The organism is Paenibacillus litoralis, assembly GCF_046244365.1.
Taxonomy (GTDB): domain Bacteria; phylum Bacillota; class Bacilli; order Paenibacillales; family NBRC-103111; genus Paenibacillus_V.
Genome location: NZ_CP176395.1, coordinates 115,931 through 141,700, shown reverse-complemented (window position 1 = coordinate 141,700; position 25,770 = coordinate 115,931). Strand labels below are relative to the sequence as shown.

Sequence of the window (25,770 nt, the reverse complement as noted above, 5' to 3'; positions counted from 1 at the left end):
TGTGGGGCGGCTTTATGCCGCCCCTTGCGCCTGAACTGCGTTTTAGCTTATATATCCGCGTTGCTTTATATGCTCTTTCGGGCCGTCAAAGCGGCCATTCCGACCTGCTCCTACATGATCGAGGCCATGATCGCCTTCTGCGCGTGCAAACGGTTTTCCGCCTGGTCGAAAATGATCGAGTTCGGGCCGTCCGTAACGCCCTCGCTTACTTCTTCGCCGCGATGCGCCGGCAGGCAGTGCATGAACAGGTAATCTTTCTTCGCAAGTTTCACCAGCTCTTCGTTCACCTGGTAGTTCGCGAAGGCGATTTCCCGCTGCTTCTGCTCTTCCTCGAAGCCCATACTCGCCCATACGTCCGTATAAATAACGTCGGCGTTCGCTGCAACTTCCTTCGGATCGCGGCATACGGTGACGCTTCCTCCGGTAACGGCCGCAACTTCTTTTGCCGCTTGCGTCATCTCGTTCTCCGGCTCGTAGCCTTCCGGCGTCGCTACCGCGATATGCATGCCGAGCTTGGCCGCGCCCATCATCAGCGAGTGCGCCATATTGTTGCCGTCGCCGATATACGCGATTTTCAGGCCCTTCAGCGCGCCCTTATGCTCGTAGATCGTCTGGTAATCGGCCAGCGCCTGGCACGGATGGGAGAAATCCGTCAGCCCGTTGATGACGGGAATCGTCGCCGCGCGGGCAAGTTCGATCACGTTGCGGTGCGCGAACGTACGGATCATGATCCCGTCGACATAACGCGACAGCACCTGCGCCGTATCGGAGATCGGCTCTCCGCGCCCCATTTGGATATCGTTGCGGCTCAGGAACAGCGCCTGACCCCCCAGCTGATACATGCCGACCTCGAACGAAACGCGCGTGCGCGTGGACGATTTTTCGAACACCATCGCCAGCGTTTTGCCCTTAAGCGGCTGGAATTCTTCTCCCGCCTTCTGTTTGCGCTTCAGTTCGATCGCCAGGTCGATCAAATATTGAATTTCCTCCGGGGTGTAGTCGGCCAAGCCGAGGAAGTCCCGCCCCTTCAGATTTACGTCAAGCTTCAATTCTGCCAAAACGCTCTCTCCTTCCGTGGAACGGAAATTCCGAATTTATTGTACGGCCGCAGCCGACTGCTTTGCCAGCACGGCACAAATGACGTTCAGCCCGCGCTTCAGCTCTTCTTCCGATATGAGCAGGCTCGGCAGCAAACGGATGACGTTCGGTCCTGCCGTAATGACAAGCACGCCCTCTTGGTGAATGTCCGAAACGACGCCGGCTACCGGCTCCGCGCACTCGATGCCGATAATAAGTCCTTTGGCGCGAATCTCCTTCACGAACGGGTTGCCGCTCAAACCTTCGCTCAGCTTGCGAACCGCGAATTCGCCCAGCTCCGCCGCACGCTGCGGCAGCTCGTCGCCGACGATCGTTTCCAGCGTCGCGATGGCCGCAGCCGTCGCAATAGGCGTACCGCCGAACGTAGAGCCGTGGCTGCCCGGTCCGAACGCTTCGCGCAGATTCGCTTTGCCGAGCATGGCGCCCATCGGAAAGCCGCTGGCGATCCCTTTGGCAATCGTGAAAATATCCGGCTCGATGCCGAAATGCTCGTAAGCGAACAGCTTGCCCGTACGCCCCATGCCCGTTTGGATCTCGTCGACGATCAGCAGCAGGTTATGCTCTTTGCACAAACGGACGACCTCGTTCAAGAATGCCGGATCGGCTATGATGATGCCGCCCTCCGCTTGCACAAGCTCCAGCATAATCGCACATGTTTTATCGTTGATATAGCCTTTGAGCGCTTCCGCATCGTTGTACGGCGCGTATACGAAGCCTTCCGGAAGCGGCAGGAAACCTTCCTGCACCTTCGTTTGGCCTGTGGCCGTCAGCGTAGCGAGCGTACGTCCGTGGAAGGACTGTTTGAACGTGACGATCTCGTATCGTCCGTTGCCGAGCACCTTCTGGTTGTACTTGCGCGCCAGCTTAATAGCCGCTTCGTTCGCTTCCGCCCCGCTGTTGCAGAAAAAGACCGCGTCCGCGCAGCTATTGTCGGTCAGCAGCTTCGCGAGCTTCTCTTGATTCGGTATCGTGAACAGATTGCTGACATGCCACAGCTGATCGAGCTGTTCTACGAGCTTTTCCTTTACCTTCTGCGGCGCATGACCCAAATTCGTTACCGCGATGCCCGTCATCAAGTCCAAGTACTCTCTGCCCGTTTCATCCCACAGACGGCTGCCTTCCCCTTTCACGATCGTAATCGGAAATCTTCCGTACGTCGGAAACAGCGAGCTTTTGTTCTCCTCACCCATGCCTAATCACTCCTCTTGTAAAATGTCAACCTCCTACGTGTAACGCGCGTTCCGGTATCGGCGGCAGCCGGGATGGCTCCTTTATGCTCAAGTCACGCCTTGAACAGGATCCGCACCAACGGCTCCCTCCTTGCCGGCAAGGTTACCCTCATCGCAAAATGCGCGTACCGATATTTCCTTCTTTAAGTACTTTGCTGAGCACTTCCGGTACCGAGCCGTCAACGATGACGACCTCGCGCACGTTGCCCTGTATGCATTGAAGCGCAGCCTTCACCTTCGGAATCATGCCGCCGTAGATTTCTCCGCTAGCGATCATATCGTCGATATCCGCCTTCGTTACCGATGGCAGCACAACCTTCTCCCCGTTCACCGTCCGCATAATGCCAGGCACGTCGGTAACGACGATCATTTGCTCCACGCCCAAATGCGAAGCGACCGCTCCCGCAGCCGTGTCCGCGTTGATGTTGTAGCGCTGCCCGCCGTCCTCGCCAAGTCCGATCGGCGCAATAACGGGCATATAGCCCAAGCCGACAACGCCGTTGACCAGCTCGGCGTTTACGCCGATCACGTCTCCGACAAGGCCGACCTCATGCGCGTTCTCCACAGGCTTCGCCAGCATCAAATGTCCGTCCACGCCGCACATGCCTAGCGCTTTGGCGCCGGATTTCTGGATTTTGCGCACGATCTCCTTGTTGATTTGCCCGGCCAGCACCATTTCGACCACGTCGAGCACCGCTTCATTCGTTTTACGCAAGCCTCCGACAAACTCGCTCTCGATGCCGAGCTTTCCGAGAGTCTCGTTAATGGCCGGCCCGCCTCCATGAACGATGACCGGAATCAGACCGTCTTGCTGAAGCTGCCTCAAATCGGCAAAAAACGAATCCGGCAGTGCAGCCAGCGTACTGCCGCCGCATTTCATCACAAAACATTTGTTCACGCTTCGTCTCTCCCTTGCAGGCTCCGAGCTTCCGCCAAACGGCCGTTAAGAGCCCAAAATCCGCACTCGCCCTCGGTCATCCGACGCCGGTAGCTTGCCGTTCGCCGAATGACCGTTACGTATTCCTTCTATGTCCGATACGCCGCGTTAATTCGCACGTATTCATAAGTCAGATCGCATCCCCAAGCTGTCGCCCGGCTGTTCCCCATGTTCAGGTTCACGTAGATGTCGACAAGCTCGCCCTTTAAGTATTCCGCCGCACGTTCTTCGTCGAATTTCACCGGACGCGATTGCTCCAGCACGCTAATGTCGCCGAGGCGGATATCGACCGTTTCCGTGTTGACCGGCTGTCCCGCACGGCCTACAGCCGCTATAATACGTCCCCAGTTCGCGTCTGCGCCGAAGCAGGCCGATTTCACCAGGCTGGAGCCGATTACCGTCTTCGCTATGGCGCGCGCCGCGTTCTCCGATTCAGCACCGACTACGTTGACTTCGATCAGCTTCGTCGCACCCTCGCCGTCGCGGGCGATCATTTTGGCGAGGTATTCGCCAACGTGGCGGAAGCCCGCCGCGAATGCCGTCCAATCCGGATGCTGCGGAGTCAGCTTGCCGCCACCGCCGAGACCGCTCGCCATGGCAACCACCATATCGTTGGTGCTCGTATCGCCGTCAACCGTAATCATATTGAACGTCGAGTCCGTCGACTGGTTCAGAAGCTTTTGCAGATCTTCGCCGGCGATATCCGCATCCGTCGTCAAGAAGCCGAGCATCGTCGCCATATTCGGATGGATCATTCCCGACCCCTTCGCCGCTCCGGCGATATGAATCGTTTCCCCGCCGACTTTGACGCGAACGCAAATCATTTTCTTCACGAGATCCGTCGTCAAGATAGCCTGGCAAAAATCATCGCCGCCGTCCGCTTTCAGCTGCCCGGGCAGCTGCTCGATTCCCGCGGACACTTTCCCCATCGGCAGCAGCTCGCCGATTACGCCGGTCGACGTCACGCCGACAAGATGCTCAGCAAGCCCCAGTCCTTTGGCCAGCTCCGAACGCATCGTACGCGCGTCATCCTCGCCTTGCTTCCCCGTACAAGCATTGGCGTTTCCGCTGTTGACCAACATCGCCTGCAGCTTGCCTTCTACCGCGATGCTCTCCTGCGTCACCTTGAGCGGCGCCGCTTGGAACGCATTCAGCGTATATACGCCCGCAGCGGCAGCAGGTACGTCGCATACGATCGCCCCGAGGTCAAACCGCGTTGTCTTCTTCAGTCCGCAGTGCAAGCCGCCTGCGCGAAATCCTTTCGGCGTCGTGACGCTGCCGTCCGGCACAACCGTAAATAGCTCCTTCATCCCCATCATCGTTCCCTTTCCTTGAACTCCTATTATAATTCTGCCTCTTACGGGTATACCGGCGTGAATTCAAGACCGGCCCACTCGTCCCAGCCCATCATCAGGTTCAGGTTTTGGATCGCTTGACCCGCCGCGCCCTTCACCAGATTGTCGATAACGGAAATGATCGTGACCCGTCCGGTCCGCTCGTCGACGGAGAAGCCGATGTCGCAGTAATTGGAGCCCCACACTTCCTTGGTTGCCGGCCATTTGCCTTTATTGCGGACGCGCACGAACCGCCGTCCTTTGTAGTACTCGCGGTACATAGCGATAAAATCGTCTTCCGTCCGATTTTCCGTCAAAGACGCATACGTCGTGCATAAAATCCCGCGCGTCATCGGCACCAAGTGCGTCGTGAACGTAGTCACAACGGGCTTCCCTGCAATGCGCGACAACGTCTGCTCGATTTCCGGCACATGCTGATGTTTATTCACTTTATAGGCAAGGAAATTTTCATTGATTTCGGAGTAATGGACGAGCTGGCTGAGCCCGCGGCCCGCGCCGGATACGCCCGATTTGGCATCCACGATAATCGTAGACGGATCGATCCATCCTGCCGCTACCGCCGGAGCAAGCCCCAACACCGTGCACGTCGGATAGCAGCCCGGGTTCGATATAAAATCCGCGCCCTTGCTCTCGTCGCCGAACACTTCCGCCATGCCGTAAACCGCCTTCTGCAAATAAGCAGGATCCGCCGGTTTATGCTTATACCATTTCTCGTAAAGCTCTCCCGACTGCAGCCGGAAATCCCCGGACAAATCGACTACCTTAAGCCCCGCGTCAAGCAGCTTCGGACACAGCGCCGAGCTGACGCCATGCGGCGTCGCGGTAAATACGACATCCGCCTTGCTTTTAATCAGGTCCACATCGACCGCATCCAGCTCATCCACGATAATTTCCGTCAAATGCGGAAATCCGTCCGACAGCAGCGTCCCTGCATGCGAAGACGAAATGACCGAAGTTACCTGCACGTTCGGATGCCCGAGCAAAAAGCGGATCAATTCCACCCCGCCATAGCCCGTCGATCCGACAACCGCCGCTCTTATTGTTTTTTGTGTCATGCCAATTCCTCCTCGCCCTATACGTAGCCGTCCCCAAACGATATGAATCATTATACATTCCAATGCATAATAATTCAACGGTTTCTTGCACATTCCGCATGCCAAAATTTCTATAGCCGATCCTGTCCGCCAATCGTCGCAGCCCAAGGGCTATAGGCTTTCCGCCCGACTGCAACGTCTGCGGAAACGCGTGTCCAAATCCTTTTTCATTTTACCTTTTTATGCTTGCAGTTTAAAGCCTTCGCCCAAAACTTCCGTCGTATCGCTTATGATGACGAACGCCGACCTGTCGACCGACTGCACGATCGTTTTCAGCTTGCTGATTTCCGTCTGTCCGACCACCACCATCAGCACGACCCTTTCGTCGCCGGTATAGCCGCCTGCACCGTTCAGCTTCGTCAAGCCGCGGTCCAGCACATGAAGAATCGCGTCCGACAGCTCGTCCGTTTTGTTGCTAATAATGAAGGCAACCTTCGAATAGCCGAACCCCATCTGCACGATATCGATCGTTTTGGTCGTCACATATAGGCCGATCAGCGCATACAGCGCTTTTTCCGCCGAGAAGACGAAGCCCGCCGACAAAATGACCAGTGCGTCCATCGACGCAATCGCCAGAGCCAGACTCAAGCCCGTATATTTATGTATGAGCTGCGCTGCGACCGACAAGCCTCCGGTGGAGCCGCGGCCGCGAAACACGATGCCGATACCGAGCCCTACGCCCATCCCGCCGTAGATAGCGGCAAGCAGCACATTATCGGTCGGCGACGGCAGGTGCTGGGTAAACAGCACAAAAAGCGGCAGCACTACCGATCCTACCGCCGTTTTCAAGCCGTACGATTTACCGAGCAGCAGCACGCCCGCTATAAAGAGCGGAATGTTCAACAGCCATTGTCCGACCGCCGGCTCCAGCCCAAACGCATGCTCCAGAATGGTGGAAATCCCCGACACGCCGCCGGATGCAACCTGATTCGGATTCAAGAAAAGGTTAAAGCTCAGCGCGATGATGAGGGAACCGACCAGCAGCATCGCATACTCGATCGTATGATGAAGCGGCGTTCCCGGCCGGATGAGAGGTTCTTTTCTGCGCATAGGGCCTCCTCTTGAAAACTAACTCGACTTGAGAGAAATCTTTATTGCCTCATACTTGCAGAAAGCCGCATGTTTTGACAAGCCTCGCCTCGAGACTCCAGTACGATGTGTCTGGCTGCGGACCCCAAAAACATTAAAAACCTACCCGTTCGGATGAGTAAGCCTGAATGGCTACCGCACCCCACCAGGTAGGAATGACTTCGTAGGTTTGTCTTATCCGTTTCGTTTAGAGCTAAACAGGATGCACGCTTCGCTTACCGCTCGTCATCCTTCGGCTGATTGATTTGCTTCCGCAAATACGCATCGATCAGGAAATCGAGGTCGCCGTCCATAACCGCGCCGATATTGCCGGTTTCCGCCTGCGTCCGGTGATCCTTCACCATGCTGTACGGATGGAACACATAGGAGCGAATTTGGCTGCCCCAAGCAATGTCCGACTGTTCGCCGCGAATTTCCGCCAGCTGCTTCTGCTGTTCTTCGATCTTCTTCTCATAGAGCTTGGAGCGAAGAACCTTCATCGCGCGCTCGCGGTTCTTGATCTGCGATCTCTCCGTCTGACACGTTACGACAACGCCGGTCGGAATATGGGTAATGCGTACCGCCGAATCGGTTGTATTGATATGCTGACCGCCCGCCCCACTCGCCCGGTACGTATCGATCTTCAAATCCTCCGTCCGAATATCGATCTCCACATCATCGTCGATCTCCGGCACAACGTCGCACGAAACGAATGAGGTATGCCGGCGTCCCGAAGCGTCGAACGGCGAAATCCGGACGAGCCGGTGAACACCCTTCTCCGCTTTCAGGTAGCCGTAAGCGTTAAAGCCCTTAATGAGCAGCGTAACGCTCTTAACCCCCGCTTCGTCGCCAGGCAAATAATCGAGAACCTCAACCTTGAAGTCGCGCTTCTCCGCCCAACGCCGGTACATGCGAAGCAGCATTTCCGCCCAGTCCTGGGACTCGGTGCCGCCGGCCCCGGGATGCAGCTCGAGAATGGCATTGAGCCGGTCGTAAGGCTGGTTGAGCAGCAGCTGCAGTTCATAGTCCTCGAACTTCCGGTTCAGATCGGCTACGCCTTTCGTCAGCTCGGCCGTCATATCCTCATCCTGCTCTTCATCCGCCAGTTGCATCAGCACTTCCAGGTCGTCGTACTCGTTGGCAAGCGCCAAATACTGGTCGATCACGGATTTGACGCCGTTCATTTCGGCTATCATCTTTTGCGCACGTTCGTTATCGTCCCAAAAATCGGGAGCGGCCATCTTCTCTTCGTAATCCGCAATCTGTTCTTGCTTCAGATCGAAGTCAAAGTGACCCCCTAAGTTGTTGGAGTCGTTCTGCCATTTCCTTCATACCATGTTTAACTTGCGCATCGATCATCGTTTTTACACCTCTTAGCTAATATGGGAAGCGAAGCTTACGCGCCGTGGCATTGCTTATACTTTTTGCCGCTGCCGCACGGACATAGATCGTTCCGTCCGATTCGGTCTTCGTCACGGGTTACCGGCTTCTTGGGCGCCGACTCGCCGCTCGGATCGACCGCCTGGCCTTGAGCTACCGCCTGACGCTCCAGGTTCGTCTCCACATGCGCCTTCATGACGTACATGGCGACTTCCTCTTGGATGTTCTCGATCATTTCCTGGAACATTTCGAAGCCTTCGAATTGATACTCGCGAAGCGGATCGGTACCGCCGTAGGCACGAAGGTGAATACCTTGGCGAAGCTGATCCATCGCGTCGATATGGTCCATCCATTTGCTGTCTACCGCACGGAGCACGACAACTTTCTCGAACTCGCGCATGCTCTCTTCGCCGATCTGCTCCTCGCGCTCGTCGTAAAGCTTGTAGATGCGGTCTTTAAGGAAGTCAACGATCTCTTCCTTCTCTTTGCCCCACAAGTCATTCTTCTCGAGCGTCTCATCGGGAAGCAAGTTCCCGTGAACATAATCGACTACCGCCTGCAGATCCCATTCTTCCGGCACCTGCTCATCCGGACAGTGAGCGGCCACGATGCGTTCGATCGCCGGCGTGATCATGCCGTGGACGATTTCCTTAATATTTGCGGATTCGAGCACTTCTTTCCGCTGCTTGTAGATGATGTTCCGCTGTTGGTTCATGACGTCGTCATATTGAAGAACGACTTTCCGAACGTCGAAGTTATTGCCTTCTACGCGCTTCTGAGCGGATTCGATCGCTCTCGTGATCAACCGGCTTTCGATCGGCTGATCTTCTTCAAACCCGAGGCGGTCCATCATGCCCATGATATTCTCCGCACCGAACCGGCGCATCAGCTCGTCTTCCAGCGACAAGTAGAATTGCGAGGAACCCGGATCGCCTTGACGTCCGGCACGGCCGCGCAGCTGATTATCGATCCGGCGGCTTTCGTGCCGTTCCGTACCTATAATATGCAAACCGCCGAGCTCGGCGACGCCTTCTCCAAGCAAAATGTCGGTACCGCGGCCCGCCATGTTCGTTGCGATTGTGACGGCCCCCGACTGTCCGGCGCGCGAAACGATAGCCGCTTCTTCGGCATGGTATTTCGCGTTCAATACCTGATGCTTGATGCCTTTCTTTTTCAGCATTTCAGAAAGCCGCTCGGAGTTCTCGATCGACACCGTACCGACCAGCACCGGCTGGTTGTTTTGATGGCGGGTTACGATCTCGTCGACAACGGCGCGGAATTTGCTGCCGACCGATTTATATACGACGTCCGGCGTATCTTTACGGATCATCGGGCGGTTGGTCGGAACGACCACAACGTCGAGACCGTAAATTTTCTTAAATTCTTCTTCCTCGGTTTTGGCTGTACCCGTCATACCCGCCAGCTTCTTATACATCCGGAAATAATTCTGGAACGTAATCGTCGCGAGCGTCATGCTCTCGTTCTGTACGCGCAGGTTTTCCTTCGCCTCGATCGCTTGGTGCAGCCCGTCGCTGTAGCGGCGGCCGGTCATCAGACGGCCCGTAAATTCATCGACAATGACGACCTCGTCCTCTTGCACGACGTAGTCGACATCCCGCTTCATAATGACATGCGCTTTCAGCGCTTGGGTAATATGATGGTTAAGCGTAACGTTCTGATGATCAAAAAGATTTTCGATGCCGAACGCCCGCTCCGCTTTCGCCACACCGGCTTCGGTCATCGTTACCGAGCGCAGCTTCACGTCGACCGTATAATCCTCTTCCAGCTTCAAACGGCTGACAAAACGATCCGCCACCGTGTAGAGCTCCGTCGATTTAGCAGCTTGTCCGGAAATGATAAGCGGTGTCCGCGCTTCGTCGACCAGAATGGAGTCAACCTCATCCACAATCGCGTAATACAGCGGGCGCTGAACCATTTGTTCCTTATAAAGCACCATGTTATCGCGCAAATAGTCGAAGCCGTATTCATTATTCGTTCCGTATGTGATATCGCAGGCATAGGCGGCTTGTTTCTCCCCATGATCAAGCGAGTTCAAGTTCAGTCCTACGGACATCCCGAGGAAATTGTAGATTCTGCCCATCTCATCCCGGCCGACCGTCGCCAAATAATCATTGACGGTTACAAGATGGACGCCTTTGCCCGCGAGTGCGTTCAAATAAACCGAAAGCGTACCGGTGAGCGTTTTACCTTCGCCCGTTTTCATCTCAGCGATCTTGCCTTCATGCAGGACGATACCGCCGACCATCTGGACGTCAAAATGACGCTTGCCCAGCGTACGCTTCGAAGCTTCGCGCACCGTCGCGAAGGCTTCCGGCAGCAAGTCGTCGAGCGTTTCGCCCTTCTCCAGGCGCTCTCTGAACTCTACCGTTTTGGCAGCCAGCTGCTCGTCCGTCAGCGTCTCCATCGAAGGCTCGAGCGAGTTGATGTATTCTACGGCTTTCGTGATTCGTTTAATTTCCCGTTCATTGGCATCGCCAAATATTTTCTTTACGAGTCCCAGCATGGGCTTGCCCCTTTCAAAGACGGTTTGCCTAAATTGTAACAGTTTAACAGAGCCGTAGCAAGAAAACGACGGCCTTTCGCACAGGTAATATCCGTCAGTTCTCCCAAAGCGCTAATGCCGCCAGTCCACCCTGGGCATACCATTAGTACGGCCCGCCAAACGTCAAGTTTCAAATAGAAAAGCCCGATCCCATCGGATCAGGCTTATGCAGCTTCTTGGTTTAGGTTGTCAAGGTCAACATCTCGTCCGCCTTAATGAGACGGTTCGATCAGGCCGTACTTGCCGTCATTGCGTTTATAAACGACATTCACCTGCTCGGTATCCGAATTGGCAAAAACGAAGAAGTTATGCCCGACCATGTTCATTTGCAGAATCGCTTCTTCCACATCCATCGGTTTCAATGTGAAGCGCTTCGTACGAACCAGCTCGAGATCGTCCTCGTCATCCAGCAAATGCGCCGGAATGCCTTCTACCTTAAAGAATGCCTTATGTCCGGATTCCTGCCGAATCTTACGATTGGCTTTTGTTTTATGTTTGCGAATTTGTCGTTCGAGCTTATCCACCACTAGATCGATGGAGGCATACATGTCGCCGGCGCGCTCTTCCGCACGCAGCAGCACACCCGTGAGGGGAATCGTCACCTCGATGTTCTGCATTTCACGAACCACGCTTAATGTTACGTTTACTTCAGAGGTAAGGGGAGCTTCAAAATACCTTTCCAGCCTGCTAAGCTTACGTTCAACGTAATCCCTCAAAGCCGCTGTCACTTCAATGTTCTCGCCACGGATGTTGAATTTCATGGTATAACTCCTCCCTTCTATCTGTATTATACTATATTCGCCCGCCCGCTTCAAAAAAACTTAACACGAAAAATATAACAGAACGTCAAGTATCCATTGCGTCTTCCCAAAACCGCCACAAATGCGAAAAAACACCTCGGCATCTGCCGAGGTGTAACGCTAGCATATCGGATAATAGCCATCTATATAGAGTTTGCTCAAATAGGCCTAAGCCCCATGAACGCGCACTATTCCGATCGGCCGATTGGCCGGATAATTACAGTTTTACAACGTTAGCCGCTTGCGGCCCACGTCCGCCTTCTACGATGTCGAATTCTACAGCTTGGCCTTCTTCAAGCGTTTTGAATCCTTCGGTTTGAATTGCGGAGAAGTGAACGAATACATCCCCACCGTCTTCACGCTCGATGAAACCGTAGCCTTTTTCTGCGTTAAACCATTTCACTTTACCTTGCATGCGACACATTCCCTTCGTCTTCAAATAGCTGGATAGCTGAGGGCGCCTTTGCCCACATTTTGACTATAACACCCGTTGGAAGCGATGTCAATTGAAATGAAAGCGCCTTATTCAATCAATATCCATTATTCTGAAAATTTCGCTATTAACAAAATCTAAACATCTTAGCAGAACGATGAAAGCTTGTTTTCATTGGTTATCAACAGAGTTATGCACATTATCCACAGGTGGGGATAGATGTTTGTGCACAAGATGGAATTTCTGCATCAAAAAAACCCTCCTGCGCTAGTGCACAGAAAGGGTTCGTGACAAAAACCTATTATTTTTTACGGTCAAAGAAGAGGCCCTCATTATAAGCATCTCCGCCATCATAAGCAGATCGCTGCACACGGGCAGTAGATAGCTTACTTAATCCCTCTGAAGCTTCGTTACGGAGCTGCATCATCCTGTTCATAATCGCCTTATCATGGACAAGTACGTTTTGAACCATTTGTCCGGCTGCCCGATGCAGATCCCCTGTGAGATCTAGCTTGGAGATATGATCGATCAGATCACTGCGCTCCTGCATGAACCGCTCGATATCGTCAAATGTAGCTTTATCCAAATGTCTTACAAGCCTTGCTGTAAGCTCGTCTAGCTGTTGAAATGCATCATGCATGCTGGACTCCGGAGTTCGCTGCTGTGGCATTGGATGCTTTAGCCGCTTGTATCCAGGTTTCTTTAAGCTCTATTAAATATTGCAGCACTTCTTCTGCGGGTACTTCCGACTTCTTAACGTTAGCCTGAACGAGCAGATAGCCGAAATATTCATAAAGCTTCAACAAGTTTTCCGAAACAGGGGCACTGCGATCCAACGTGATGACCAACTCGCTAATGATGTCCTGAGCCTTGATCAAATGGGTGTTCGCATCACCTACGCGTCCGCTGCGCAAGGCTTCGATTCCCGCTCTGCAATTACGAATGGCTCCATCGTACAGCATAATAAGCAGCTGAGCAGGCGTTGCCGTCTGGATCGTCGTCTCCAAATACTTGTTACGTTGTGCTGAAATCATCGTTTGTGTGCCTCCCCCGTACTGATGCCTTCGCAAACAATCTTAGTCGGCAGTTCCTATATTGTCAATTGACTACTTAGCAGCAAATTGCTGAGAAAGCCAGCTGCTCTGCGTATTCATTTGACTCAAGTATTTCTCCATGGCCGTAAATTGCTTGTAGTACCGCGTTTCAAGAGTTTCCATTTTGGTTGATAGCTCATTAATCTTCTTATTAATATCTAACATTTCTTTTCCCATAGTAAAGTTCGTTTCGATACTATCGGAAGTTCCTGCCTTATTGGAAATTTGCTTAAACATGGCGTCGAACTTCTCATAAAGCCGCGTAGCGATGCCATCCCCGCCATCGGTTGTTTTATTGCCATCGTCTTTAGTGAAAATATTCATGACTTGATCGGGATTGTCCGAAAGTGCTTTACGAAGCTTTTTCTCGTCAATATAAAGCTTACCATTCTCAAAATAGTTGCCTGAGATAGCAGAGCCCGAAACTAAAGTAGTCCCGATTCCAATCTCCGATAATTGCTTTAAATCGCCGGTTGGTAGTCCATCAACTTGTTGATTGATAGCATTTCTAATGGTAAGCAATCCATTTGTGAATAAAGAGTCATTTCGTAGAGAGCCGCTTCTAGCCTTTTCTTCCCAGCGTTTGATATCGTCTTCTTTCATATCTTTCTTCTGCTCGTCTGTCAGCGGAGTATATTCACGGTTCTTCTTCTCCGTTAGTTTGGTATTAACCGCTCCAATAAACTCATTGTATTTATCCACAAAAGCTTTAATCGTGTTGAAAGTGCTATCGATGTCTTGGGTTATGGATACGTTAACCTCCGGTCCGCCTTCCTTTTTGGCGGTAACCGACATCCCGTTGACTGTAAACGTGTTTGACTTATATTGGGCAGTAATACCGTTAAACTCAATAATGGCATCTTTGCCGCCTGCTGTGTACTGGGAATAGTCGATGTCATTCGTCGACGATACTACCCCGTCCAATCCCAGCTTCCCCAGCAAATCGCTGCCATCTGTAGACGCATTTGCAAAACTTATCGTCTTGGAGTCATCGGGATTAAAAAATGCTATCTTTCCGTCACTATTCAAATAAGCGGATACCCCGGTTTTGCCGAGCTCCGAACTGTTGATATCATTAATTAGCTTGCCGACAGTTGTCGTACTCGAGACCTTAAATTCGTATGGAGCAGCGACATCGCTAACGCTGATTTTTAAAATCTGCTCTGCAGTTAATTTACTGTCAATTAAAGCAGAGTCTTTGTCTGGAGAGAAAGAGACGGAACCTGTCAATAGCTGTCCTTTGTCGGCCATCGGTGTAGCCACCGGATCTGTTGGGGCTCCAGAGGCAGGCAGTTTCAAAACGGTATTTAGCAGGTTTTGACCTGTTCCTTCCGTCGTACTTCTCATGCTTAACTGTACTTTAGAGGTTGATCCGGTATTTGAGGACACGAAGAATAGACGGTTCATCGCTTCGTCATACGAAGCTTTCACACCGGTTACATTCGCCCTTGCATTTATTTCCGAAACGAGTCCCGACACCGTATCCGTCGGTTTGAGCATAATCGTAGCAGTCCCCTTCTCCCCGCTTACTGTTAGGGAAGTTTCTGCTGTCAATCCAAGCTTGCTTAGCGGATCCTTACCGTTCGCAACCCCGGTCAATGGACCTGTTGCTATGGAAGCCGACTTGGCTAACTGATTGACTTTAATCGTATAAAGGCCTTCATTTGTACCTTGTGTCGGAGTGACAGATACGGTATTTTCGTCGGAAACGGATGCCTTACGCGCGCTATACGCGGACTGAAGCTTTAAGTTAAACGCCGCGTTCTTCATGTCCAGAGCTTTCATATTCAAAGTCCTGTAATCATCGCGTTGCCATTCCATATATTTCTTTTTTTGGCTCAACTTATCCAAAGGCACTCGATTAGCCTTCATCAATTTACTTACCATTTCATCAATGTCCATACCTGATGCCAACCCGCTGATACGCATGCCACTCACATTCATTCACCGTCCTTACGAATCTTTGAAATCACCTTTTCTCGTCGACGAGAATTCCAGCCATCTCCCATAGCTTTGCTACAAAATCCAGATTTTTCTCCGGAGGTATTTCTCTTAATACTTGCCCCGTATCCTTGTCCATCACCTTGACCATAATCTGCTTCGTCTTCTCGTGTATGGAAAACTCCAGCTGCGTGCTTGCTCCTTGCATAGCTTTGACAGCACGCTCAATAGCTTTTATCAACTGCTCATCGCTTATCGAGACGTGCTCCCCTTTTAATTCGGCCTTCTTTAAATCCCTGCTAGTCTGAACGTTTTGCAACACAGTTGCCGGTGCCTGGTTATCTGACTTGACTGAACTATCTGCTGCTATCCGTTCAATTGACACTGGAGCTACCGATTGGCCTATCGACATGTCATTTGAACTCATACTTTTCCCTCACTATTCACGATATAGATTTAACTCTTTTATCGGCAATTTATTGGCAATTTGTTAGAGCGCACGAATAGAGAAATAAAAAAAGAGGATTGGGAAACTCCCAATCCTCTTCGTACTGATTGTAAATCGATTAACGCAAGAGCTGAAGAACGCCTTGCGGCTGTTGGTTGGCTTGAGCCAGCATGGCTTGAGCTGCTTGGGAAAGGATGTTGTTTTTCGTGAAGTCCATCATTTCTTTCGCCATGTCCACATCGCGGATACGGGATTCAGCAGCAGTCAAGTTCTCGGAAGCGGTTTGCAAGTTGTTGATCGTGTGCTCCAGACGGTTTTGAACAGCACCCAATTGAGCGCGTTGGCTAGAAACGTTCTCGATTGCGTCGTTGATTACGCTCAATGCAGCGGATGCTTTCTTGTGATCCGTTACATCAAGTGCAAACTCAACGTTCTCGTTGTTAGAACCGTTGGTAACAGTCGAAGTTTTAGCATAAGAAGCCACTTGGCCGTTTTTAGCCGTAACTGTACCTGTTTTATCGCCAGTGATCGCGAGTGCGTTAGCACGCATGTCTTCGATAACTACTGTCATGGACTGACCAGAGTTAGCGCCGATTTGGAAATTGGCTTCGAATTTGGATTCTGCACTTGTGTTAGCTGTTACCACAGGAGCAACCAATGCTTCTTTACCTGCTTTTTGCGTCAATGTCAATTTATCGCCTGTAGTGGAGGCTGTATAGCTTCCATTCAGTTTAGCATTAGCATTGATAGCACCAGCGAGATTGTCAGCTTGTTGTTTAAGCGAGTTGCCTGCCAACATCGCTGTTCCATCAGCCAATCCTTTATCGTTAACATCATTCGTTACTTTGATGTCTACGCCATCGATCGTGAATTTCCCGCCGTTTCCAACCAGCGTTTTGAATTCGGAGTTGTAGATACCTGCGCTTGCTGCAGGAGTAGAGTCAACGATACCAGTGGCACCAGCTGCAGTAAGGTTTGCTGCTGCTCCGGCTGCCTTACCTACACGTTCAGTCAGAGTAATCGTTGTTCCTTTTACTGTTGCTTCAAAGCGAGCACCCAAGCCTGCGTTAGTATCCGCGTTGATCGCTTTTGCAATGTCTTTTACCTGTTGCTCCCGATCAGCGTTAATGTTAAATTGGCCAGCAGCTGCATTTGAGGCAACAGCAGTTAATGCAACACTATTGATAGTCAGTGTTTGACCAGCGACTTCAAATGCTTTGTCCAAGTTAAAGGTATATTTACCTTGAACTTCTTTTCTACTTGCTGTGGTTTCATTCGCAGTAAGAGTTCCTGTACCGCCAGCTACCACCGAAGCGGTAAGAGCAGCCCCTGTAGCCTGCCCAGCTCTTTCAGTAAGCGTTATTGTATCCGTAGCAACCGCAGCATTTGCAAATCTGCTATTGAGTGAAGCATTTGCATTGATCGCAGCTGCCAAACTAGCAGCAGTTGCGTTCACATCTGTATCAATACTAAATTGGCCCAATGAAGCGTCAGCTGGACCCGATACCGCAGTGAAGGTTTGATCACCAACCAATACTGTAGACCCTGCAGTAATAGCAGCAGCTACTTGGATTGTATTGACACCTTTCTGCTCTGATATGGAACCGGTAACTTGGGCAAATTGTGCCGTATCACCAATTGCTCCACCACGGTTGATCGTCGAAAGCGTAGATTTAATTTCTTCTCCGCTACCGTTCAGCAATTTTTGGGTATTGAACTCGGTAGTGTTACCGATTCTGTTAATCTCGGAAGACAGTTGGTTAATCTCCTTTTGAATTTCAGAACGGTCAACATTTACGTTCGTATCATTGGCAGATTGAGCAGCCAGTTCGCGCATACGTTGCAAGATCGAATGCGTTTCGTTAAGCGCACCCTCTGTAGTTTGAATCAAGGAAATGCCGTCTTGCGAGTTCTTAGCAGCCATATCCAGACCGCGGATTTGTGCGCGCATTTTTTCGGAAATAGCAAGACCTGCAGCGTCATCGCCCGCACGGTTAATGCGAAGACCCGAGGACAGTTTTTCCAAAGATTTGCTTGCGCCATTCGTGTTGCCCGTCAATTGACGGTGCGTGTTCAAAGCTGCGATGTTGTGATTAATTCTCATTGTATTCTTCCTCCCTGAAGGTTCTTATTCCACATCCATGTGGAATTCATATGTAGCAGATTTATAGGTCGGCCGCCCTATAAATTGCCGCTACTAAGTATATCGAATTTTAGCGAAAATTAGTTTAGAGCAAAATCGAAAACTTTTCATTTTTTTTGAAAAAGTTTGCTGATCTGTATCGGGTCGATTTTATTTTTCGCTGCCTGCAGGTTCTCCTCCTGGATGGATTGAAACAGTTCCTTCCGATAAACCTCTACATCTTTAGGCGCTTTGATCCCGATCCGCACATTTTCGCCTTCCGTACCGAGTACTACGAGCTCGATATTCCCCCCGACGATGATGGACTCACCCTTTTTCCTCGACAGTACTAGCATGGGAGTCCTCCTCTCCGCTTGACGTGTTATCGTTCAATATCGGGTATCTGACTGGGTAAGAGGTGTCATGGAGAATAATCTGTTTGCCCAGCTTGGTTTTAACATTTAAAAGAATAGGAGCCAGTAAGTTGATGCTAGCCTCCGTTAGGGAACTATTCACCGTGACGATCGACCAAACGGCGATGTCGGAGGTATCCGCAATTTGCAGTTCTTCCGTAATGTGCTCTCGAACTTCAAAATCATATTCCTGAACGTAAAAGAATGGGTTGGTTAGAATAAAATTCAAACCCGCCTCTGCTACAGATTGAAGATAAACGAAAGGTTCATCCGCATTGGGTTGAATCAGCGCGAATCTTACCATATCCTCGAATCCCGGCAGTCCGCTTGAAAATTGGTACAGTTGATCTTCTTCTACTTCAATATTGCCAAAGAGGGTTGTTATTATGTTCATCGATTACGCTCCATTCTTACAAGACTTCACTACTTAATTCGCCGTCATGAGATACAAGTCCTCCAAAAACAAAAGAGAGGCTCTGGAAGCAGCAGCACTCTCTCTCACTAAACGGTATAGTCAATACTCGGCGGAGTAATCTCCACTTTGGGATACTGCATCATGTAAATATCCAGTTTCCCCCGGTTGTAGCTGATTTCGGGACGATTCGGCTGGGTATTCAAGTTAACCCTTCCGTCCGTAACATTGATATCCGCTTTATTGGCGGTATAGGTGATGTCTACATTATCATATTCCGTAGGGGGCACGACATCAAAATTCCCGAATTCGAGACGGATATTCTGAGCCAGCTCCTTAAAAGCATCCGATTTGATATGGATTTTAGCCATCCGATCTCCATCCTGGGCGATACGGGCAATGGCTTGAAGCGCAATTTCCGGCGCTTTGGAGTATATGCGGCTCATCGTCTGCAGCACACCACCTACCCCAAGAGCATCCCAAGACCGCGACTGATCGATATCCAAATCGCCGCGAGGCTGACGAATATCCTGCTGAGGCCGTTCCGTGGTCATTTCAAATGTCGCCCTAGGCTGGACGATATCCTGCTTGCCCAAATCGGCGTCAATCCCCAATAAAGCTGGCTGTTGTCTAATTTGAATTTGAGGCGTGATGACCACGGTCAACCCTCCTTAACTACATATAAATAGAAACTCAAAGTTTACCTTAAAAAGTCGAGCAAACTTGGCTGAATGAGTCTGGATCCTGCCGAAAGCGAGGCTTGGTAAACATTTTCATCCATTTTCAAGTTTGTAATGACTTTGGCAATGTCGGCATCTTCCGTCTTGGAAAGCAGACTTGTCACGTTAACGTCGATATCTTGCAATCGATCCGCGGCAAGCTGAATACGATTCGACTTCGCCCCAACATCCGCTCGTACACCTAGAAAAGCATCCAACCGCTCGTCAAGTTTACTTAAAGCTGTAGAAACGCCGGCAGAATCTTGATCGCCCAACGCTTTTGAGAGATCTTTAAATACTTTATATACATTATTCTCCGTACCGGACACTCCAAACACTTGCTCCGCGGTTTTATTAACCGCCATACGAACACCCAATCCGATCTCGAACTGAATCTCTTTCGTATCGGTTACCGCATTCATAGCGTCGTTCTCGTCGGGAAACGGTTTGATGTCGGTCAGTTGGCCATTGAATACGTATTTGCCGTTAAACTGGCTATTCCCGATATTAACCATTTGTCCGTACATTTGTTCCACTTCAATCCGCATGGCCTCCAGGGACTCTTTGGAGTTGGTCCCATTGGCTCCTGACACAGCTAATTCACGAACGCGATGCAGTACTTTTCCCGCCTGATCCATCATCGTGTCGGTATAATCCATCCACGACTGGGAAGCCGCTACATTGCTCTCATATTGTTCATTCACATTAAGATCGCTGCGGTAACGCATCGAGAAGCTAATACCCACGGGATCATCGGACGGCTTGTTGATTTTTCGTCCTGTAGAGAGCTGATCCTGCAGCGTCTGCATACGATTCATGTTGGAGTTAATATTTCGTAGCATCTGCGAGTTTAACATGCTTTGGGTAACGCGTGTGCCCATCTATTATTCACCCCGATACTCGTTTATCTGCCTACAACGCCCATTCCGTTGATGATCTTGTCCAGTACCTCGTCCGCCGCCGTCAAAGCTCTCGCCGCTGCGTTATAGGCATGCTGGAATTTGATCATGTTGGCCATCTCTTCATCGAGCGATACCCCGCTGACCGCTTGTCTTCTGGAGTCAATCTGCTCTACAAGGATCTGCTGGTTGCTTGCCTGACGTTCCGCTTCTTGCGTTTGAACCCCGATCTCGCCTACGACTGCGCGTAGGAACTCGTCGAACGTCCCGCCGTTCAAAATGATTTTTTCGATACCGGACGTATTGAAGTTAAATTTCTGGTTGCGAATATTTGCGATTTGCAAGGCCAGTTCGTTGTTGCCCTTCACGACTTTCAACACACCGTTCGCATCGGTATAGGTCGCTTTGGAAGCGGCAATGTTCTCCACATTATTGGAAATGACGCTATTGACCCGCATTCTCTCGGAGAGACTGGTTGCCGGTGTCGTTTGCGGCAGGAATACGAAGAAGTCCTGTCCGAGCTCCGTAGGCTCCTTGAGTGTGTAGCCTTGTTTATGGACGCCGTTAATGCCATCGGCCATAGTAGAAACGAGGGAATCCAATTGATTTTGATATTCCGTAACAAGCTTGTTTTTGGAATACATCAATCCAAACAGCTCGCCGCTGTTCAAATTGCCGGTTCCGTCCGTTACATAGTTCGTATTCACCGTGTTGAGGTTGAATGGTACTACCGTATCGCCTTTGACCAACTCTACGTTGCCCATTTTAATCGTGTAACCTTGTTCTTCTTCGGTCGACGTAATGTTGATGATTTTGGACAAATCGTCCAGCAAGACGTCCCGCTGGTCGCGAAGATCATTCGCATTGTTGCCCAAGGTCTCGATCCGGAATATTTCATGATTCATGCTCTTGATTTGACCCAGCAGCGAGTTGACCTCGCTGGTTTTCACATCGATGTTGTCCGTAAGGTCGGCGGACAAATCCTTAAGCTGCCTGGCGGCATGGTTGAAAGCATCCGTAAGCGCCAACGCGCTTTCTTTGACAACGGCGCGCGCTTCCAGATTGTCAGGCTGCTTGCTAAGCTCCTGCCACGCGTTCCAGAAGCCGTCCATGACTTTCCGGATGCCGGTTTCCGACGGCTCGTTGATGATCGCTTCCAGCTTCTCGAGCGTATCTCTTCGAACGGACCATTCGCCAAAGCCTTTTTGTTCGTTGTAAAACTGCTTGTCCAAAAACTGTTCGCGCACCCGTTCGATTTTGTCGAATTCGACGCTTTGTCCCATTTGTCCGGGGATATTGCTGTTCATCAAACCCGGCGCTTCAATAGGGCGGGCAGCCACCATATTGACCACCTGACGGGAAAAGCCGCGGGTATTGGCATTCGCTATATTGTGTCCTGTCGTTTGCAGAGCGGCCTGCTGCGTAAAGAGGCTTCGCTTGGACATTTCGATATTGGTAAAAGTCGATCTCATGCTTGTTCCTCCTTAAGCTCTCGTATCGAACAGGCCGCTTCTCTTCATCCCTGCATACTGATTGGAAGGATGCTGATAGGTAGCTTCATCGTCGGGCGGGCCTACTAGTAGATCCAGAGAATAATCGATATAGGAAAGCGATTGCTCAATTAGCTGCTGATTTTGTTTGTTTACTTCCTTCAATTGCTCGATCGTCGCCAACAGCTTCCGCTGTGCTTCGTAGATCGCCTGCTTCTCTTCCATCTTCACGACAAGCTTTACAATATCGCTTACCGTAATATACGGATGGGGGCGATACCCTTTGGCGGATAAATATTGCCCTACTGCAGATACCCGCTGCTGATCGAGTGCGGTGATTTGCGCGGTCAGCCTGGATTCTTTCCCAACGATTCTATTCAGTTCCACCACGTCATTGCGAACGATCACGCCCGTTTTCTGCTCGCCCAATTCAAGCAATTGCTCATGGACGGCAGTTAATTGAGACAGGATCGTCAGAATCGGCTCAATCACCACGCAAAATCACCTCATCCTTCACTTCATAAGAGTCTGTCACTTGATATAAGGCAGCATTTTTTCGGCGATTTGGCGGGCATCCCGATGATAAGTCCCCGTCTCGATCGATTGCTTCAACTCATTGATCTTCTTGTTGCGCACTTCCTGATCCTGCGTATTGCCCCGCTGCGTACCGAGCAATTCCTTCGCCTCCGGAGATATCTGTACCTCGTCCTTGCGCTTCCCCTTCTTGTTCAACACGTTGTGGCTGGCATTGTTGTTGTTCTTATAAGGGTTAATCCCGTTGATCCGTTGTGTTTCGTTGATCTTCATGTACTCACCTCTTTTGTGCTGCATTAAACAAATATCCCCACAAAGTGACGTATGGCCTTCGAGGCTTATTCCGATTACTTTGCGGGGTGCCCCAAAACATTAAACAAAAAAACCGATAATCGTTATACCTATTATCGGCCTAATGGCGTTAAAACTTTATATTTTCATCTTTTGTTTTTCAATCGATCTTGAATATTGAAGGTCAAATGCCCATCTTGCTTGCGCAGCTCCTCTGCCCGAAGCTCGTCTTCCCTGGCGTTCGAAACGTCTTTGACCAGCCGCTGACGGCAGCTAGAGCACAGAGAATTTTCGCGGATCAACGTTCCGCACACTTCGCAAGGATAGCCCATATTCGGCATGCTTGCAATGGAAATGCGCCCTTCCCGAATGAACTTCGTAATTTGCTTAATGGAAACCTCAGTCGCTTCGCTTAGCTCCGTAATGGTCGCTTTACGGGAGTCCCGTAAATATTTGACGCATTTCTCGTATTGCTGCTCCAAGTCCTTTATGCAGGACGGGCATGCCTCACGAATGTTCTTCACATATATTTTGCCGCAGCGAGGACAGTTGTCGACGTTCATACCCATATATTAAAGCCCCCCGATTATATCAAACGGTCATTCTTATACCAAACAGTTTACATTACGGGAGACGTTTTTGTATAGATAATCCGCTAACATTGTACATCCCCGCTACCTGGCCCATGTTATTCCGTAAAAGGATGCCTGCACATGCCGCGCAAGAAGCGAGGAGCAGTGCTGCAAAGTGGTGCCTGTCGTGTATACGTCATCGACGATTGCAATTCGCAGGCGGTTTCCGCTGCCGGCTGCAGAAGTCAGCTTCTCCAGCAATGAGGAGTCGACGTCAAAAGCCCCCTCCAGGTTGCTCAGCCGCTCCGCGCGCTTCTGAAAGCTCTGCTTAGGCGTGTGGCGGGTTCTGGTCAGCAGGGGCAAGACACGGACGCCCGTTTTATGTCCGAGCCGAAGCGCCAACTGCTCCGCCTGATTAAAGCCCCGCTCCAGCAAGCGCTGCTCGCTAAGCGGAACATAAGTAAGCAGATCAAAGCCGCCGCCCTGCAGCTCGGCATGCTCGCCATGCTTCCGATACGCCAAAACCAACATGTCCGCAAAGAGCTGTAGCAGCCTTTCGTCGCCGCGATATTTGAATAGCGCCAGCCACTGCTTCATGACCGGATCGTAGCGAACGGCGCTTCGGTTGCGGGTAAAGGCAGTGTCGCGTCGGCGCCGGCAGTCCGGACACGTCTCATACCGGCCGCATGTGTCGCAGTGAATCTCCGTAATCCAGGGTATTTTCCCGAAGCAGGACGCACAGAGGCCTAACGGATTCGAAGCACCGCTCGAGGAAGATCGGCAAACCGGACACTCCCGGTGAAAGCCCGCCAGCAGCCCGCCGACTTTTTGACTCATTCCCTTCCATAGTCCCGACAGTGGCTTTCGAGGCTCACCGATCATGAAGTCGCACCTCCTGGCTAGCCAGCAAATATCCTTTGGCCTTTGCCAGCCGGTTCATCCGGTTGATTTGCCGAATGGCCGCCCGCTGCGCCTGCGTCCGTTCGTACGCGATAAAATACACGCGACCCTTCGGGTCGTCTTTCGACCGTCCGGCGCGTCCGGCCATTTGGACAAGGGCCGCCTCGTTGAACAGCGAAGAGTCCGCATCCAATATCAACACGTCCGTCTTCGGCACGGTCACGCCGCGCTCAAGTATGGTCGTCGTCACAAGCATATCGGTCTGCTTCTCGCGAAAGCCGGTTACTTTATCCGCTCTGTTCTCGTCTTTAGACGACGTCCCCTGTACTTCCAGTCCGGGAAACGATCGGCGAAGCAGTCCGACAAGCGGCTCGACTAGTACGATGGCTGGCACGAAAATAAACAGCTGAGCCCCTCGCGCAACCGACGCCCTCATCGCTATTAACGCGCGCCTGGGAATCGCGTTCAGCTTAATCCAGCTTTTGATCGGCTTAGACATAATAAAAACCGGTACGGGAAGCGGATGGCGGTGGTAACGCACAGGCACCTTCACATGCGGCAACTTCCCGCTGGCCGCGGCATTCTGCAGAGGCAGAGGCGGCGTAGCGGAAAGCAAAATATAGCGCCCCTCCGTCTTGCAGGCTTTGATCGCCGCATATTCGAGAACAGGATTGCCATGGAACGGAAAAGCGTCCAGCTCGTCAATCACGACCAGGTCGAAACGACGCCAAAACCGCAAAAGCTGATGCGTCGTGGAAAGCGTTATGCCCCCCTGCTCCCAGCGCTGGGTGCTCCCGCCGTACAACGTTACGATTTTCTCGCCCGGAAACGCCTTGGCAATACGCGGCATCAGCTCCAGCACGACGTCCCGTCTCGGTGTCGCAATCAGCACGCTGCGGCCTGCCGCAAGTTCGTGCGAGACCAGCGGATAGATCATCTCCGTCTTCCCCGCGCCTGTTACCGCCCAGATCAGGAAGCTTGGCCGATTATCGGCAGCCTCTCCGGCTGTCGTATTTGCCAACGCCGGCCTACTCCCCCCGCCTGCACCAGCGGTAGTTTCCCTCAAAAAGAGCAGCGCCTTCGCTGACGCCTCAGTCTGTGCCGGGCTTAATCCCCATGGCTGCAAATGCTTCTCAAGTCCGCCTTCGCCGGCCCCCGATGCATGCTCCATTTCCACCCGCTCGATATTCGCACGCTTCCCATCGCCGCAGCCCGCCTCCCCATTAATCACAAGCGAGCAATACCGCGATCGTCCCATCGTCAAACATTCCTCGCAATACGGGCAGTCCGTCCCGCAGAACAAACATTTGCTCCAAAACATCCGTTTCTCGCCGCTGCCGCAGCGACGGCATGCGAACGTTCGGACACGGCGCCATAGCCAGCCGCTCTCCTTCCGGCAAATACCGTTCGTCAAGGTGAGGCGCCCTTCCAAGGAGGCTAACTGGACATAGGAAAGCCAGCGCTCCTCGATATGGCCAAGGCCATGCGCTGACAGTAAACTAACTAGCTCCTCCGGAAGCAGAGAACGTCCCTGCAGCAGCTTCACCACTTTTGACAACAGCATACGATCGATCTCTGCAATGTCTCCAAGAACGGCCTGAGTCCCCTTACCCTTATCTACGGAACGCGACCACTCTTTAAACGTCACGTTATGAATCCTATTCGAATCGATACCCGATTCCTGCAACCTCTTCGTCAATTCCCTCCTGACATGCATATGCTGGTGAAGCTGAAGACTTCGCTTATTGAAATCATCCCGTATCCATACAGCTTGTCCCCACGATAAGGCAGGCTCTAGCGATACGATGTCCGTCCGTCCATCATATTGCCGAAGCCAGTACGCAAGATCGATGCGAAAATCCGGCGTCGCCCGCCAGCTCCACTCGCCACCGCTCTTGATAGCGTATAAAGTTGCCTTCATTCATCGGCTCCTCTTCCGTCATTCCAAGTCTCGCCGTGTTGTTCCTGCTCATCGCCA

25 protein-coding genes are annotated in these 25,770 nt (G+C 51.5%); all 25 read right to left on the bottom strand.

Annotation, left to right across the window (positions count from 1 at the left end; all coding sequences use genetic code 11):
• Positions 1–110: 110 nt before the first annotated feature.
• The 25 genes from argF to ACKGJP_RS00505 all read right to left on the bottom strand — a co-directional run bounded on the left by argF (position 111) and on the right by ACKGJP_RS00505 (position 25,713).
• Positions 111–1,058 (bottom strand): ornithine carbamoyltransferase, encoded by a 948-nt coding sequence (argF, locus tag ACKGJP_RS00625; RefSeq protein WP_409343790.1) that lies wholly within the window; start codon positions 1,056–1,058, stop codon positions 111–113.
• 36 nt (positions 1,059–1,094) lie between these two features.
• On the bottom strand, positions 1,095–2,288 hold the full coding sequence (locus tag ACKGJP_RS00620) for an acetylornithine transaminase (protein ID WP_409343789.1): 1,194 nt from the start codon (positions 2,286–2,288) through the stop codon (positions 1,095–1,097).
• Positions 2,289–2,436: 148 nt separating this feature from the next.
• Entirely contained in the window at positions 2,437–3,225 is a 789-nt protein-coding gene (argB, locus tag ACKGJP_RS00615) for an acetylglutamate kinase (protein ID WP_409343788.1), read from the bottom strand.
• A gap of 128 nt (positions 3,226–3,353) precedes the next feature.
• Positions 3,354–4,580, bottom strand: coding sequence for a bifunctional glutamate N-acetyltransferase/amino-acid acetyltransferase ArgJ (argJ, locus tag ACKGJP_RS00610; RefSeq protein WP_409347039.1), 1,227 nt, complete (start codon positions 4,578–4,580; stop codon positions 3,354–3,356).
• Positions 4,581–4,621: 41 nt separating this feature from the next.
• Complete coding sequence (argC, locus tag ACKGJP_RS00605) at positions 4,622–5,674, bottom strand: N-acetyl-gamma-glutamyl-phosphate reductase (protein WP_409343787.1); 1,053 nt, start codon at positions 5,672–5,674, stop codon at positions 4,622–4,624.
• A gap of 219 nt (positions 5,675–5,893) precedes the next feature.
• Positions 5,894–6,763, bottom strand: coding sequence for a YitT family protein (locus ACKGJP_RS00600; protein WP_409343786.1), 870 nt, complete (start codon positions 6,761–6,763; stop codon positions 5,894–5,896).
• Positions 6,764–7,017: 254 nt separating this feature from the next.
• Positions 7,018–8,140, bottom strand: a protein-coding gene (gene prfB / locus ACKGJP_RS00595) for a peptide chain release factor 2 (RefSeq protein WP_409343785.1) whose coding sequence is annotated in 2 segments (ribosomal slippage) — positions 7,018–8,067 and positions 8,069–8,140 — 1,122 coding nt in all. Because the reading frame shifts where the segments join, the coding sequence is not laid out codon by codon here.
• 37 nt (positions 8,141–8,177) lie between these two features.
• Positions 8,178–10,685, bottom strand: a complete 2,508-nt coding sequence (secA, locus tag ACKGJP_RS00590; protein WP_409343784.1) for a preprotein translocase subunit SecA — start codon at positions 10,683–10,685, stop codon at positions 8,178–8,180.
• Between the two features lie 251 nt (positions 10,686–10,936).
• A complete protein-coding gene (hpf, locus tag ACKGJP_RS00585; protein ID WP_409343783.1) occupies positions 10,937–11,485 on the bottom strand; it encodes a ribosome hibernation-promoting factor, HPF/YfiA family in 549 nt (182 codons plus the stop codon).
• Between the two features lie 256 nt (positions 11,486–11,741).
• On the bottom strand, positions 11,742–11,939 hold the full coding sequence (locus ACKGJP_RS00580) for a cold shock domain-containing protein (RefSeq protein WP_409343782.1): 198 nt from the start codon (positions 11,937–11,939) through the stop codon (positions 11,742–11,744).
• 319 nt (positions 11,940–12,258) lie between these two features.
• Positions 12,259–12,597 (bottom strand): flagellar protein FliT, encoded by a 339-nt coding sequence (locus ACKGJP_RS00575; protein ID WP_409343781.1) that lies wholly within the window; start codon positions 12,595–12,597, stop codon positions 12,259–12,261.
• Positions 12,590–12,991: a flagellar export chaperone FliS gene (fliS, locus tag ACKGJP_RS00570; protein ID WP_409343780.1), complete on the bottom strand. Its 402-nt coding sequence runs from the start codon at positions 12,989–12,991 to the stop codon at positions 12,590–12,592. The genes ACKGJP_RS00575 and fliS overlap by 8 nt, the downstream gene beginning before the upstream one ends.
• A 72-nt stretch (positions 12,992–13,063) precedes the next feature.
• Positions 13,064–14,980 carry a flagellar filament capping protein FliD gene (gene fliD / locus ACKGJP_RS00565; protein ID WP_409347038.1) on the bottom strand — a complete coding sequence of 639 codons (1,917 nt, stop codon included), beginning with the start codon at positions 14,978–14,980 and terminating at the stop codon, positions 13,064–13,066.
• A gap of 40 nt (positions 14,981–15,020) precedes the next feature.
• Positions 15,021–15,419 (bottom strand): flagellar protein FlaG, encoded by a 399-nt coding sequence (locus ACKGJP_RS00560; RefSeq protein ID WP_409343779.1) that lies wholly within the window; start codon positions 15,417–15,419, stop codon positions 15,021–15,023.
• Positions 15,420–15,558: 139 nt separating this feature from the next.
• Positions 15,559–17,544 (bottom strand): flagellin, encoded by a 1,986-nt coding sequence (locus ACKGJP_RS00555; RefSeq protein ID WP_409343778.1) that lies wholly within the window; start codon positions 17,542–17,544, stop codon positions 15,559–15,561.
• Positions 17,545–17,690: 146 nt separating this feature from the next.
• On the bottom strand, positions 17,691–17,918 hold the full coding sequence (gene csrA / locus ACKGJP_RS00550) for a carbon storage regulator CsrA (RefSeq protein ID WP_409343777.1): 228 nt from the start codon (positions 17,916–17,918) through the stop codon (positions 17,691–17,693).
• A complete protein-coding gene (gene fliW, locus ACKGJP_RS00545) occupies positions 17,890–18,369 on the bottom strand; it encodes a flagellar assembly protein FliW (protein WP_409343776.1) in 480 nt (159 codons plus the stop codon). Before fliW ends, csrA begins: the two co-directional genes overlap by 29 nt.
• A gap of 107 nt (positions 18,370–18,476) precedes the next feature.
• Positions 18,477–19,046, bottom strand: a complete 570-nt coding sequence (locus tag ACKGJP_RS00540) for a DUF6470 family protein (RefSeq protein ID WP_409343775.1) — start codon at positions 19,044–19,046, stop codon at positions 18,477–18,479.
• A 41-nt stretch (positions 19,047–19,087) separates the two neighbouring features.
• Positions 19,088–19,987 carry a flagellar hook-associated protein FlgL gene (gene flgL / locus ACKGJP_RS00535; RefSeq protein WP_409343774.1) on the bottom strand — a complete coding sequence of 300 codons (900 nt, stop codon included), beginning with the start codon at positions 19,985–19,987 and terminating at the stop codon, positions 19,088–19,090.
• 23 nt (positions 19,988–20,010) lie between these two features.
• Positions 20,011–21,477 carry a flagellar hook-associated protein FlgK gene (gene flgK, locus ACKGJP_RS00530; RefSeq protein WP_409343773.1) on the bottom strand — a complete coding sequence of 489 codons (1,467 nt, stop codon included), beginning with the start codon at positions 21,475–21,477 and terminating at the stop codon, positions 20,011–20,013.
• 12 nt (positions 21,478–21,489) lie between these two features.
• The gene (locus ACKGJP_RS00525) at positions 21,490–21,987 is read right to left on the bottom strand and encodes a flagellar protein FlgN (protein ID WP_409343772.1); all 498 of its coding nucleotides are present in this window, start codon (positions 21,985–21,987) and stop codon (positions 21,490–21,492) included.
• Between the two features lie 39 nt (positions 21,988–22,026).
• Complete coding sequence (gene flgM / locus ACKGJP_RS00520; protein ID WP_409343771.1) at positions 22,027–22,302, bottom strand: flagellar biosynthesis anti-sigma factor FlgM; 276 nt, start codon at positions 22,300–22,302, stop codon at positions 22,027–22,029.
• A gap of 164 nt (positions 22,303–22,466) precedes the next feature.
• Entirely contained in the window at positions 22,467–22,883 is a 417-nt protein-coding gene (locus ACKGJP_RS00515) for a TIGR03826 family flagellar region protein (protein ID WP_409347037.1), read from the bottom strand.
• A gap of 111 nt (positions 22,884–22,994) precedes the next feature.
• The gene (locus ACKGJP_RS00510; protein WP_409343770.1) at positions 22,995–23,774 is read right to left on the bottom strand and encodes a ComF family protein; all 780 of its coding nucleotides are present in this window, start codon (positions 23,772–23,774) and stop codon (positions 22,995–22,997) included.
• Complete coding sequence (locus tag ACKGJP_RS00505) at positions 23,764–25,713, bottom strand: DEAD/DEAH box helicase (RefSeq protein WP_409343769.1); 1,950 nt, start codon at positions 25,711–25,713, stop codon at positions 23,764–23,766. The genes ACKGJP_RS00510 and ACKGJP_RS00505 overlap by 11 nt, the downstream gene beginning before the upstream one ends.
• Positions 25,714–25,770: the final 57 nt, after the last annotated feature.